This window comes from Bilifractor sp. LCP21S3_F8, assembly GCF_052117805.1.
Classification (GTDB): domain Bacteria; phylum Bacillota; class Clostridia; order Lachnospirales; family Lachnospiraceae; genus Bilifractor.
Map to the genome: position 1 here is coordinate 145,764 of NZ_JBQKIK010000006.1, position 14,049 is coordinate 159,812.

Genomic DNA, 14,049 nt, shown 5'->3' on the forward strand with positions numbered 1-14,049 from the left:
ATGTAATCGCTTATTTTTATGTATAAAGCCGTCGTCAAGCTGGCAGTTTTGGGCATGCGAAGCATGCACAGAAAACTGCATGCTTGAACGACGCTAACATGTATGAGCATGGAGCGGTGTGAAACACCGCGAGAATGCGAATGCATGTGGCAGCTGCGGGAGTTGCGAAGCAACGGAGCAGCTGGCTTTATACATATTGTAGAGTTTGGCTTACGGAGCAATCCGTAGCTTATACAATAACATAATCAGAACCATTTTTCGAAAACGCAGACGGGTCGCCTGCCGCGAAGCGCGCGTAAGAGACCGGATGCGAATGCCTGTAACGACGCGAATACCATGAAAGGAAGAAAACAATGAAATATTATTATGAAGGAAGAGTCCGCTTCAGCGAAGTGGACGAAAATCAGCGCATGACTCCCTATACGATCCTGAATTATTTTCAGGACACCGCAACCTTTCATGGTGAGGACGCAGGGATTGGCATTGCTCATAACCGAAAGCAGGATCATGCATGGGTGATCGTGGACATGCAGGCACATATCTACCGATATGCCGGTTTCAACGAGAAGATCCGGGTAGGAACCTGGTCTCACGGATTCCGAAGCCTGATGGCGTCGCGTGATTTTTCCATGGAAAACGCTGACGGTGAGACACTGGTTCTCGCAACCTCGGACTGGGTATTTATGAATATGAAGACAGGAACACCGGAGGTAATTCCCGCGGAGCAGATCGAGGGATACGGATTCGATCCATCGTGGAAGATTCCGGAAGATCTGGGCAGACGAAAGATCCGGATGCCCGAAAACGGGGAGGAACAGAAGAAAATCATAATCCGTGAAGAACATCTTGATGTAAACGGCCACATGAACAATGCACAGTATGTGCGCCTCTCTAGGAGATTTCTTCCTGTCGGATTTGAGGTTCATCATCTTCGCGTCGAATGGATTCGGCAAGTCATGGAAGGCGATGTCATTGTTCCGATTGTAGGAAAACGGGATGGCAGCTTTTATGTACAGTTTAATGATGAACAGGGAGAGAAATACTTCATCTCTGAATTTTCGGAGTAATGAAACCGGTCTCCGGTTTCCCGAATGTGAAAATTATTGTCGCATGATTACAGGCTTCGGTTACAGAAAGGACGGAACAACATGTTGGAATTAGGAAAAAAACAGGTGCTGAGAGTGCTGAAGAGACAGGACTTCGGAGTATATCTCTCCGATGACCCGAAGGCTGGAAAGGAGCAGCAGGTGCTCCTGCCTGCCAGACAGGTGCCGGCTGGAGCGGAGATCGGCACCCCTGTCGAGGTATTTTTGTATCGGGATTCGAGTGACCGGCTGATTGCAACGACAAACACACCAAAGGTAGAACTCGGAGAGACTGCGGTTCTCAGGGTGAAGGAGACAACGCGCATCGGAGCGTTTCTTGACTGGGGGCTGGAAAAGGATCTTCTGCTCCCCTTCCATGAACAGACCTGCAGGGTCGAGAAAGACGACGATGTTCTGGTCGCTCTCTATATTGACAAGAGCGGGCGCCTTTGCGCGACAATGAAGGTCTATCACTATCTTCATACGGATTCCCCGTACAGTGTCGGCGATGTGGTGCAGGGAAGGGTATATGAACAGAGCAAAAACTTCGGCGTTTTTGTTGCCGTAGATGACAAATATTCCGCTCTCATCCCGAAAAAAGACGCGCAGGGAGAATTCCGGCCGGGAGAGATACTGAAGGTTCGGATCACACAGATCCGGGAGGACGGAAAACTGACTGTCACGACCAAGCAGAAGGCTTATCTTCAGATGGATACGGACGCAGAGAGGATCGAAGAAGCCATCCGCGAGGAGGGAGGCGTTCTTCCGTTTGATGACAAAGCGGATCCTGAACTGATCAACAGCCGCTTTGGAATCTCAAAGGCTGCATTCAAGCGCGCGGTTGGTCATCTCCTGAAGGAGAGAAAAATACGGCTCGATGACGGACAGATTTATCTGAAAGAGTGATCAGAATGAGTTTTGTACATCTGCATGTTCATACGGAATACAGCCTGCTGGACGGATCGAATAAGATCCGGGATTATGTCGCCCGGGTAAAGGAGCTCGGCATGAATGCCGCTGCGATTACGGACCACGGGGTGATGTACGGCTGTATTCAGTTCTACAAGGAGTGCATGGCCCAGGGAATAAAGCCCATCCTCGGGTGTGAGGTTTATGTAGCGCCCGGGTCAAGGTTTGACCGGGAACCTGCTGCCGGTGAGAATCGCTATTATCATCTGATCCTGCTGGCGGAGAACTTGCAGGGATATCACAATCTAATGAAAATTACCAGCCGGGGCTTTACAGAGGGCTTTTATTATAAGCCGAGAGTCGACCTGGAGCTTCTCAGAAAATATCACGAAGGGATCATCGCGCTTTCTGCCTGTCTGGCGGGAGAGGTTGCTTCCAACCTTGCAAGAAACCGTTACGAGGAGGCGAAAGCCGCAGCTCTCCGGTATGAGGATATTTTCGGAAGAGGCAATTTTTTTCTTGAACTGCAGGATCATGGAATTCCCGCGCAGAGAATCGTAAATCCACAGCTGCTGCGGATGAGTGAGGAAACGGGCATTGAACTTGTGTGTACGAATGACTGTCATTACACAAGAGCGGAGGATGCCGATGCCCATGACATTCTTCTGTGTATTCAGACTGGGAAAAAGGTCAGCGATGAAAACCGTCTGCGATATGAGGGCGGGCAGTATTATGTGAAGTCTGAGGAGGAGATGGCAGCTCTGTTTCCCTATGCCAGGCAGGCGCTTGACAATACCCAGAAGATTGCAGACAGATGCCAGGTGGAGATCCGTTTTCACGAGCTGAAGCTTCCGAAATACGAGGTGCCGGAGGGCTTTACTTCATGGACTTATCTTCATAAGCTGTGCTATGACGGCGCGGAACGGCTCTACCATCCGGTCACGCAGGAAATCCGCGACCGCCTGGAATATGAGCTGAATACAATCCGTACCATGGGGTACGTCGATTATTTTCTGATCGTCTGGGACTATGTTCATTTCGCGAAGGAGCACAACATTCCTGTCGGCCCTGGAAGAGGAAGCGCTGCGGGAAGCATGGTATCCTATACGATGGGAATCACGGAACTGGACCCACTGAAGTACAGTCTGCTTTTTGAACGTTTCCTGAATCCGGAGAGGGTATCCATGCCGGATATTGACGTGGATTTCGGGTTTGAACAGAGACAGGAGGTCATTGATTACGTCGTAAGAAAATACCATAAGGATCGGGTGGTTCAGATCGTCACCTTTGGTACGATGGCAGCCCGAAATGCGATTCGGGACGTCGGCCGCGTTATGGACCTGCCCTATGCGCTCTGTGATGCCACCGCGAAGATGATACCGAATGAGTTAAACATCACGATTGACAAGGCACTGACGATGAATCCGGATCTGAAGAAGGCATACGACTCTGACGAACAGGTACATCATCTGATTGATATGGCGAGAAAGCTGGAGGGACTGCCAAGGCACACCTCCATGCATGCTGCGGGTGTGGTCATTTCATCCAGACCGGTAGACGAGTTTGTACCGCTCCAGAGAGCGGCGGATGGCACCATAACAACACAGTACAATATGACGGAGCTGGAGGAGCTCGGTCTTCTCAAAATGGACTTTCTCGGACTCCGGACGCTGACGGTGATTCAGGATGCCACAAATATGGCGGAGAGAAGAACCGGACTGAAAATTGATCTGCGAAAGGTTGATTATAATGATCCGAAGGTAATGAAGATGATCGGAGAGGGCCGGTGCGAGGGGGTGTTCCAGCTGGAGTCCGCGGGAATGACGAGCTTCATGAAGGAACTGAAGCCCACCTCTCTGGAGGACATCGTCGCGGGTGTGGCGCTTTATCGCCCGGGACCTATGGACTTTATTCCTGACTATATCAAAGGGAAAAAACACCCGGAACTGGTACGGTATGACACCCCACAGCTCGAGCCGATCCTGAAGTCCACCTATGGATGCATTATCTATCAGGAACAGGTCATCAACATCGTCCGCGAGCTCGCCGGCTATTCCTACGGAAGTGCTGACCTGCTGCGGCGGGCAATGTCAAAGAAAAAAATGCATGTCATGGAGGAGGAGCGCCAGAATTTTGTCTACGGCAACGAGGAGAAAGATATACCGGGCTGCATCCGCAACGGAATCGATGAACAGACAGCAAATAAAATCTATGATGAGATGATCGATTTTGCCAGGTACGCGTTCAATAAAAGCCACGCCGCATGTTACGCGGTTGTGACCTTTCAGACAGCGTGGCTGAAATGCTATTATCCGGTTGAGTTTATGGCTGCTCTGATGACTTCGGTCATCGACAACGCGGGGAAATGTTCAGAATATATGCTGCACTGCAGGAAGATGGGAATTGAAATTCTCCCTCCGGATATTAACCGGAGCGAGAGCTCGTTCTCGGTGGAAGGCGGAAAGATCCGCTATGCCCTTTCGGCCGTGAAGGGAATCGGACGCCCGGTCATGGAGGCGATAGAAGCGGAACGGGCGCTGAATGGTCCGTTCAAGAGCCTGAGAGACTTTTGCGAGAGGCTCTCCGGCAGAGAAGTCAACAAGCGGACGCTGGAAAATTTCATCAAGGCAGGAGCCTTTGACTGCTTTGGCGGTACCCGCAGGCAGTATATGCAGGTGTACAGTCTGATCCTGGATCAGGTCAGCCAGGACAAGAAGAATAACATGGCCGGCCAGATGACGCTCTTTGATTTCATGGGCGAGGAGGCCGGAAAACAGTTTGAGATACGCCTGCCCGATGTCGGAGAATTTAACAAAGAGGAAAAACTTGCCTTTGAGAAGGAGGTGACCGGGATCTATATCAGCGGTCATCCTTTGGAGAAGTATGAGGAAAAGTGGAGAAAGAACATCACAGCGGTAACAACAGACTTCCTTCCGGACGAAGAGAGCGGGATCCCGAAGGTCGGAGACGGAAACCGGGTTACGGTAGGCGGTATGATCACCTCCAAGACGATCAAATACACAAAAACGAATCAGACGATGGCGTTTCTGACGCTGGAAGATCTTCTCGGCACAATGGAAATCATCGTATTTCCAAAAAGCTATGAGCAGTATTCAGGTATGGTTGATACTGACGCAAAGGTATTCATCCGCGGCAGGGTTTCTGTAGAAGAAGACCGGCCCAGCAAGCTCATTTTAGAAAGAGTGATTCCCTTTTCTGAGGTTCCGGCCGAGATCTGGATTCGCTTTCCGGACAGAGATGCCTTTGAACAGGCGGAGAAGGATATCCGGGATATTGCCGCGCCTTTCCCCGGAACGGACCGGGTCATTGTCTATCTGGAGAAAGAACGCGCGATGAAGAGGATGAACTGTTTTACTGACGCGGAAGATGCCGGAGGAGTTCTCGTCACTTTGAAGCAAAAATTCGGCGGTGACAACGTGAAAGTTGTTGAAAAGCGCATTGAAATGCAATAGAATTTGCATTAAAATATAACATGCTTGGGCAGACATTGGCCTTTTTCCGGTCTATCGCCGGAACAGGGACGTATGGGCAGCCCGGAAATCAGGAATTACAGTTATTCTGATACATCGAATACATCTAATGTGTAGAATCGGAGGAACGATAATGGCAGAAAGTAAAGTCAAAACAATAGGTATCCTTACCAGTGGCGGTGACGCGCCGGGCATGAACGCGGCGGTTCGTGCGGCTACCCGTCGTGCGATCGGCAAGGGGCTTAAGGTTAAGGGAATCCTGAAAGGGTATGAAGGACTGATCAACGAAGAAATTGTTGACCTGAATGCCAAGGACGTTTCTGATATTATCGGAAAGGGCGGCACAATTCTGTATTCTGCGCGTTGTGCAGAGATGCGCACTGACGAGGGAATTGACAAGGCAGTTGCCACATGCAATAAATACGGGATTGACGGACTGGTTGTTGTAGGCGGCGACGGTTCCTTCGCGGGAGCCCAGAAGCTTGCGGACAAGGGGATCAATGCCATTGGTGTCCCTGGAACCATCGATCTGGACATAGCCTGCACAGAGTACACGATCGGTTTTGATACTGCGGTGAATACGGCGATGGAAGCCATCGATAAGGTACGCGATACCTCGACCTCTCATGAGAGGTGTTCGATCATCGAGGTAATGGGAAGAAATGCGGGCTATATTGCACTCTGGTGCGGTATTGCATCCGGAGCAGAGGACGTTCTTCTGCCGGAGAAATACGATTACGACGAGCAGACAATTATCAATCATATCATTGAGACCCGTAAGAAGGGCAAAAAACACCATATCATCATCAATGCAGAGGGAATCGGACACTCACAGGCTATGGCAAAGCGGATCGAGGCAGCTACCGGAATCGGGACACGTGCCACCATCCTCGGCCATATGCAGCGTGGAGGAAGCCCGAGCTGTAAGGACAGAATGTACGCTACCATCATGGGAGCATACGCGGTGGATCTGCTTATCAGTGGAAAGACTAAGAGAGTTGTTGCATACAAGAACGGACAGTTTGTCGATTTCGATATCAATGAAGCACTTGCGATGAAGAAGTCTCTGTCTGAATATGAGGTTGAGCTTGCCAAGACCCTTTCTTATAACTATGTCATGAAATAACAGGCGCATAGCTTATGAATTTATGTCATGAAATAACAGGCGTATAGCTTATGGATTGCAGGGGCTGCCACGCGAAATGCGGAGAGAGATCTCTTCCGGACCCATTTCGTGTGGCGGCCTTTTTGCATTCCGTGCGGGAACTCATGATAAAAGCGCTGTGACCCGCAATTGATGCAGCCATAGCAGAATATTCATTCTTTGCCGGACAGAGTGCTGTTTAATTACGCGAACAGTGAGCCGCAGCCGAATGCGAAGTATTCGTGTGCGGCGAGCGTCGTGATAGCGAGATAAACTCGCACAGCGTGTTTTATCTCGTTGCCCGGATCAATTGATGTACCGGGTACGACTTTATGAATTGCCACCTTGTAAAATAATTGGCCTGATATTTTCTGAATGTTTTACCAGATTCCAAAATATTACATTAATTTTGACAGAACAGAGAAGCGGGAGAAGATGACGGTGATCACCAGTATAACAAATGCCCATGTTAAGAGAATAATCCAATTAAATAATAAATCCAGGGCCCGCAGAGAGGAACATTGCTTCATTGCGGAGGGCCTTAAGCTTTTTCGGGAAACCCCGGAAAAGCTGCGGAAAAATGTATTTGTTTCCGAAACATTTTTGAATGAACACAGATCAGACGATACTTTGAAGGGAATCTCGTTTGAAACCGTCTCAGACCCGGTTTTTGAACGAATGTGTGATACGAAGACACCTCAGGGCATACTGACGGTTGCCGGTATGCCGGAGTACACACGGGAACAGCTTCTCGGAGGATCCGGACGTGCATCTCTCGTGATGATTCTGGAGGACCTTCAGGACCCGGGGAATCTCGGAACAATCCTTCGAACTGCAGAAGGAGCCGGCGTAAGCGGAATCTTTATGAGCAGCAGGACTGCGGATGTATTTCAGCCCAAGGTGATCCGGTCTACAATGGGATCAATTTACAGGGTTCCGTTCCGCAGAGAAGACGACCTCGCAGATGTCTGCAGCTGGCTGAAGGAGAAGCGGGTGAAGATTTTTGCCGCTCATCTCAAGGGGAAAAATACCTATCGCGGCGAAGATTACACCGGCGGAACTGCCTTTCTGATCGGAAATGAGGGAAACGGTCTCAGCGATCAGCTTTCCGCAAAGGCTGATGTGCTGATCCGGATCCCTATGGAGGGAAAGGTAGAATCTCTGAATGCGGCTGTCGCGTCCGCTCTTTTGATGTATGCGGCGCATGATCAGAGATGACGGAACCCATCCCGCCCTGTGTGACTTAGAAACAGAAGTTTCATCTCGCAGGGCGAGGCAGATTTTTATCCATATGATTCATATCTCTTTCAGAAAACTTGCCTGAATCATCCGGTCTCTTTTTCAACTCGGGAAAATGCTGCAATCCGCAGACCTCTTTTCAATTCCCGAGAATACGCAATCCGCAGACCTCTTTTTCAATTCCGAAAATGCTGCAATCCGCAGATCTCTTTTCAATACCGAAAATGCTGTAATCCGCAGATCTCTTTTGAATCCTGATAATACTTTGTCGTAATAATTACTCCCATCAATACCGGCAGATATAAGCAGATGATATGTCTGACAAAAAGGACAAACACGCAAATATATCTGATGTTATATCCAATATATCTACATAAAACCGGCGTATTCTGAATTAATCATATCAAAACCCGGCCGTTTTTTGGACGGCTTGACAAGCAAAAACCGCAATGCTATAATGCCGAACTTGTAGTTGGTTTCCATTTTGTAACAAATATTAACAAATATGAAATAATCTTAAATCTGATTTCAATATTATGAGCAGATTTCCGTGAGCCGGAGCTGTGGCGAAAGACGAGGGGGATGCGTCTGTCGGGGCCGGCCAAGCCGGGATTTATTCCGGAGATTATCTCATTCCACAGGAGGATTTTATGAAAAACAAAACGAAAACGATTGCAGTATGTGGCTGTATTTTTGCGATGACTACGGCGATGACAGCACCGGTGTACGCAGATACGAATGCGTCGGTATACAACAACCCGTATTTTGTAGAGAACTGGGCGGACAAGGCGGTCGCGGATCTTACCAGTTCGAATGGTTATACACTGATTCGTAGCGGAGAGGATTCTTCCAGCGACTGTGTGGGGGTTCTTACCCCGGGAGCCCTGGTAACTGTCGAGGGTGAGGAGAATGGCTGGACGAAGATCTCCTCCGGAAATATTGAAGGATACGTAAGTTCCGATCTTCTGGTAACTGGCGCGGAAGCAGAGGCAGAATACCTGGAGGAAAATACGGTCTATGGTACTGTGAACATAGCAGGTACACCGGTTTATTCCGGTGAGAGCACGGGAAGCCCTGTTCTCATGACGCTGGAGGACAAGGCGGGCGTGACACTGATCAGCGCAGACAACGGCTGGTTCAAGGTGAAGGTAAACGGCCAGACCGGTTACATCTCTACCGATGCCGTTGCCATCAATGCGGATACGCATGACGCGGTTACGCTTGCAGAATTTGAAGCGGAGACCGGAATTGTGCCGGACACCACGACGAATACCGTGGACAGCTCCTATTCACAGGATGATATCAATCTTCTCGCTGCACTGATTCACTGCGAGGCGGGAGGGGAGAGCTATACCGGAAAGGTTGCAGTAGGAGCGGTCGTTCTTAACCGTGTTAACAGTGCCTCTTTTCCGAACACCATCTCCGAAGTTATTTACCAGAGCGGGCAGTTCACCCCGGCGTCGAGCGGAGCCCTCGCAGCCACTCTTGCGTCCGGAGTCGATGCAGACTGTTATGCCGCGGCACAGGATGCGATCAACGGTGCGAATCCCGTGGGCAGCTGTCTCTACTTCCATGCGGGCGGCGGAAGCGGACTTACCATCGGAAATCAGACATTCTATTAATCACATAACAATTTTCCAAATTAACCAATCAGATATAAGGACAGAAGGACCAGAAGGAGGCTGCGCAGTCAGCCTCTTTCTTGTTTTTTTAATGGATATGAGTTAAAATCAAACCATATGACTCGGAAGTAGAGCCGAAACCGCACAGCATCTATCCGGAGGAGGAAAATGAGATGAATTTAAAGGGACGTAATTTTCTGACACTTAAAGATTTCACACCTGAGGAAATCACCTATTTACTTGACCTCTCGGCGAAATATAAAGAGAAGAAGAAAAAAGGAATTCAGGTAGATTCTCTTCGCGGAAAGAATGTTGCGCTTATTTTTGAAAAGACGAGTACACGAACCCGTTGTTCCTTCGAAGTGGCCGCGCATGACCTCGGAATGGGAAGTACCTATCTGGATCCGTCTGGATCGCAGATCGGTAAGAAGGAAAGCATCGCTGATACTGCGCGCGTGCTCGGACGAATGTTCGAAGGTATTGAATACCGCGGTTTTGGTCAGAATATCGTAGAGGAGCTCGCAAAATATGCCGGGGTTCCTGTCTGGAATGGACTGACAAATGAATATCATCCGACACAGATGCTGGCGGATATGCTGACGATTCGTGAACATTTCGGAAAGCTGAAAGGACTGAAGCTGGTCTATCTTGGTGACGCGCGCTACAACATGGGCAATTCTTATATGGTAGTCTGCGCGAAGCTGGGGTTGAAGTATGTTGCCTGTGCGCCGGAGAAGTATTTCCCGGATGCCGCGCTGGTGTCCCAGTGTGAGAAGTGGGCAGAGGAAAGCGGCGGTTCCATTACGCTGACGGAAAATGTCAGTGTAGGCGTACGTGACGCGGATATTGTGTGCACTGACGTATGGGTATCTATGGGAGAGCCGGACGCTGTCTGGGAAGAAAGAATCCGGGACCTGACACCTTACAAGGTTACAAAGGAGGTCATGCAGACAGCCGGACCGGATGCGATTTTCCTGCATTGTCTTCCGTCCTTCCATGATCTAGGCACAAAAATCGGAAAACAGATTCATGATAAATATGGTCTGAATGACATGGAAGTTACCGATGAAGTTTTTGAATCGGAGCAGTCTCTCGTATTTGACGAGGCAGAGAACAGAATGCACACGATCAAAGCAGTCATGGCCGCAACTCTCGGAGCGGACCGCGGCATGCTCTGATCTGGAAGCTCATCATACGAAATGCCAGAGCTCTGGCAGATGCATACACGGCTGCCCGACATGTCGAAAAACGATTGTTCTCACATGCGGGTCTGGCAAGCAGTCAGGCATGAAAGTGCCGCGCGATATGACAGACAAACCTGCGTAACGCACAGAAAGAGCAGCAGTGACAGTCAGGTGTGGGACAACCGAAGAAAAAACAGGAGAGTTGATCTTGGAGGAAGAAATAAACAGTCATCTGAGTGCAGACCGGATACAAAGCATGCTGCGCACGGATCGCTGGACCATTCACTACAGGGAATCTGTGGATTCCACCAATAACTGGGCCAGACAGGAGGCGGAAGAAGGCGCTCCCGACGGGAGCGTGTACCTTGCGGATACGCAGACGGCAGGTAAAGGAAGCCGCGGCAGATCATGGGGATCTCCGGAGGGCACTTCCATATCGATGAGCCTCGTTCTGCGTCCGGAAATTGAAATGAGCAGGATTTCGATGATCACTCTTGTAATGGGACTAGGAGCGGCGGACGGAATCCGTGATGTGACCGGAATTGATACCGGGATCAAATGGCCGAACGATGTCGTGTGCAGAGGAAAGAAGCTCTGCGGCATTCTCACGGAAATGGGACCGAACGGGGATTATCTGGTTCCCGGAATCGGCATAAATGTGAACATGGACCGTTTTTCACGGGATCTGAGCGATAAAGCAACTTCCGTATTCCTCGAGACGGGGAGAAAATGTGACCGCGATCGCATCGCGGCCGGGATACTGGAATCATTTGGCAGATATTACGATGTTTTTCTTGAGACCGGTGACCTGACAGGTCTGATGGACCGTTACCAGGCGATCCTTGCAAACCGGGGCAGGAAGGTCAGGGTCATGAATCAGAGCAATCCGTACAGCGGCACCGCATTGGGAATCGACCGGTTTGGTGAGCTGCTGGTGAAGAGAGAAGATACCGGAACGACAGAGAAGGTTTTTGCCGGCGAGGTATCGGTTCGTGGAATTTACGGTTATGTCTGAGGATTGGCACATGATGTCTGTAGAAAAGCGGACAGAGAATGGCGTCTATCAGATTCGGGATAACGGACACCAGATGAATGGATGGATAAGATAGAATCCATCATTCGAAACAGCCGGTACAGAACATATAATTGAGAGCAGAAATCAGAGGATATAATCCGATAAAAAGATCCGGTCACACCGGTCAAATCGGAATCATTTGATAACAGAACAGAGAATGAACGATAAAGATAAGAACAAGAATATTGTGCTCTGCGGAGCAAATTATTACGATAAAAAATACTATTTTAATGACAGTTTTTCCATACTTCCCCAGAAGATCCGTGACGAACTGCAGATCACTTGTGTCACCTTTACTGAGCAGTGCGGAGGAATTATCGTCCTGGAGTTTGATCCGGAGGGCAATCTTGAAATTCGTACCGAGGCGGAGCCGGCAGATGCTATGTATGACGACATAGGAGCAGGTCTTGCAGTGAAGAAGCTTCGCGAGGAGAAACAGGAGCTCTTTGAATCTATGGAACTGTTTTATAAAATATTTGCGGGCGGTGGTAACTGATGAAAATTCGGCCATTGAAAATCGGTAATGTTATAATTGATCATCCCGTAATACTCGGACCGATGGCAGGTGTCACAGACCTGCCATTTCGTGTTTTGTGTCATGAACAGGGAGCAGGCCTTGTCTGCACGGAAATGGTGAGCGCAAAGGCTATACTATATAAAAACCGGAATACCCAGGCGCTGATGAGAACGGATCCAACGGAGCACCCTGTCTCGCTCCAGCTTTTTGGAAGTGATCCGGACTCTGTGTCAGAGGCGGCAGCAATGATTGAGGATCTTCCTTTTGAAATCCTGGATTTTAATATGGGCTGTCCGGTACCGAAGGTCGTTAACAATATGGAAGGCTCGGCGCTGATGAAGGATCCGAAGCGTGGAGCGGCAATTATATCCGCTGTTGTGAAAAGAATCCGGAAACCCGTAACCGTAAAGATCCGAAAGGGATTTAATCTGGACTCGGTGAATGCGGTAGAGGTGGCGAAACGGATGGAGGATGCCGGCGTTTCCGCAATTGCGGTACATGGAAGAACACGGGAACAGTATTATTCCGGGGAGGCGGACTGGGAAATTATTCGCCAGGTAAAGAATGCGGTTTCGATCCCTGTAATTGGAAACGGTGATGTGGATTCTCCCCGCAAGGCAGAAAAAATGATGCGGGAGACCGGTGTGGATGGGGTTATGATCGCGAGGGCTGCCCGGGGAAATCCGTGGATTTTTCATCAGGTTATTCATTATTTGGAGACGGGCGAAATTATTTCAAAGGCAGCGCCGAAAGAAGTATATGACATGATTCTTCGCCAGATGGATCTGATGGTTCAATATAAAGGGGAATACACTGGCATCCGGGAAATGCGGAAGCATATTTCCTGGTACACGGCAGGATTCCCGAACTCTGCATCCCTTCGCAGGCGAATTAACGAAGCGGATACGGGCGACGAGATGCGAGAGCTGCTGAGGGAAACACTTATATAGCGATATCCATGACGCGCTTAATTTCGAAAGCAACCTTTTTCCGAAAACTGCTTTTTTCTGAAGGCAACCATTGACACGCACGCGTTATGCAGTTTGAGACGCCCCGCCTGCGACGCAGGGAACAATCCGCAGCTTATGCAATTTGTGACGCTCCGCCTGCGGAGAAGCGAACCATCTACAGCATATACAGTTTTTGGAGTGCCCTGCTTTCGGGGGCATGACGGCATGGCGGTTTACTGCATGAAATCCCGGATTTGCATGATGCTCATATGAAGGTTACTATATATTGGGCTGAATTCTGGGTAAAAACACAAGTTTTTTAAAAAAGAGAAAAAATTTAAAAAGGCTGTTGACTTTTCCCTGGGACTCGTGGTATTCTAAGTGAGCTGTCGCAAGAGAAACGATTTCATCTACGACAGACAATGAACATTGACAACTGAACAGTAAAACACATCCTCGAAAATTCAAATGAAGTTTTATAAAATTTTTGTTTGAACGATCGAAAGTATTCAACGGGTTATCGAACTGTTCGCGGGGAGATAACGAATTGATTACGATCCTTTAAAACAGTAAAAAGGGATGAATTAGCCAAGTGTTAATTCTGAACGAATCAATCTTTTTTTATGAGAGTTTGATCCTGGCTCAGGATGAACGCTGGCGGCGTGCTTAACACATGCAAGTCGAGCGAAGCACTGAAGAAGATTTCTTCGGAATGATTTTTCAGTGACTGAGCGGCGGACGGGTGAGTAACGCGTGGGGAACCTGCCTCATACCGGGGGATAACAGTTGGAAACGGCTGCTAATACCGCATAAGCGCACAGTACCGCATGGTA

Annotated in this window: 10 protein-coding genes and 1 rRNA gene; all 11 read left to right on the forward strand. The window is 49.2% G+C overall.

Translation table 11 applies throughout. From position 1 onward, the window contains the following. Window positions 1–353 precede the first annotated feature (353 nt). Entirely contained in the window at window positions 354–1,067 is a 714-nt protein-coding gene (locus ACTQ3A_RS04905; protein ID WP_441494199.1) for an acyl-[acyl-carrier-protein] thioesterase, read from the forward strand. Window positions 1,068–1,148: 81 nt separating this feature from the next. Continuing rightward, a complete protein-coding gene (locus tag ACTQ3A_RS04910) occupies window positions 1,149–1,991 on the forward strand; it encodes a CvfB family protein (RefSeq protein WP_441494200.1) in 843 nt (280 codons plus the stop codon). 5 nt (window positions 1,992–1,996) lie between these two features. Continuing rightward, window positions 1,997–5,467: a DNA polymerase III subunit alpha gene (locus ACTQ3A_RS04915; RefSeq protein ID WP_441494201.1), complete on the forward strand. Its 3,471-nt coding sequence runs from the start codon at window positions 1,997–1,999 to the stop codon at window positions 5,465–5,467. A 151-nt stretch (window positions 5,468–5,618) separates the two neighbouring features. Beyond that, the gene (gene pfkA, locus ACTQ3A_RS04920) at window positions 5,619–6,611 is read left to right on the forward strand and encodes a 6-phosphofructokinase (protein WP_441101501.1); all 993 of its coding nucleotides are present in this window, start codon (window positions 5,619–5,621) and stop codon (window positions 6,609–6,611) included. A gap of 453 nt (window positions 6,612–7,064) precedes the next feature. Further along, the gene (locus ACTQ3A_RS04925) at window positions 7,065–7,847 is read left to right on the forward strand and encodes a TrmH family RNA methyltransferase (RefSeq protein ID WP_441101505.1); all 783 of its coding nucleotides are present in this window, start codon (window positions 7,065–7,067) and stop codon (window positions 7,845–7,847) included. A 671-nt stretch (window positions 7,848–8,518) separates the two neighbouring features. Continuing rightward, window positions 8,519–9,490: a cell wall hydrolase gene (locus ACTQ3A_RS04930; RefSeq protein ID WP_441494202.1), complete on the forward strand. Its 972-nt coding sequence runs from the start codon at window positions 8,519–8,521 to the stop codon at window positions 9,488–9,490. 173 nt (window positions 9,491–9,663) lie between these two features. After that, window positions 9,664–10,668 carry an ornithine carbamoyltransferase gene (gene argF, locus ACTQ3A_RS04935; protein ID WP_441494203.1) on the forward strand — a complete coding sequence of 335 codons (1,005 nt, stop codon included), beginning with the start codon at window positions 9,664–9,666 and terminating at the stop codon, window positions 10,666–10,668. Window positions 10,669–10,882: 214 nt separating this feature from the next. After that, window positions 10,883–11,689, forward strand: a complete 807-nt coding sequence (locus ACTQ3A_RS04940; RefSeq protein WP_441101498.1) for a biotin--[acetyl-CoA-carboxylase] ligase — start codon at window positions 10,883–10,885, stop codon at window positions 11,687–11,689. A gap of 217 nt (window positions 11,690–11,906) precedes the next feature. Continuing rightward, the gene (locus ACTQ3A_RS04945; protein WP_441101497.1) at window positions 11,907–12,245 is read left to right on the forward strand and encodes a DUF6145 family protein; all 339 of its coding nucleotides are present in this window, start codon (window positions 11,907–11,909) and stop codon (window positions 12,243–12,245) included. Continuing rightward, window positions 12,245–13,216 (forward strand): tRNA dihydrouridine synthase DusB, encoded by a 972-nt coding sequence (dusB, locus tag ACTQ3A_RS04950; protein WP_441101496.1) that lies wholly within the window; start codon window positions 12,245–12,247, stop codon window positions 13,214–13,216. The genes ACTQ3A_RS04945 and dusB overlap by 1 nt, the downstream gene beginning before the upstream one ends. A gap of 619 nt (window positions 13,217–13,835) precedes the next feature. Continuing rightward, window positions 13,836–14,049: ribosomal RNA gene (locus ACTQ3A_RS04955) — 16S ribosomal RNA — on the forward strand; the annotation flags it as partial.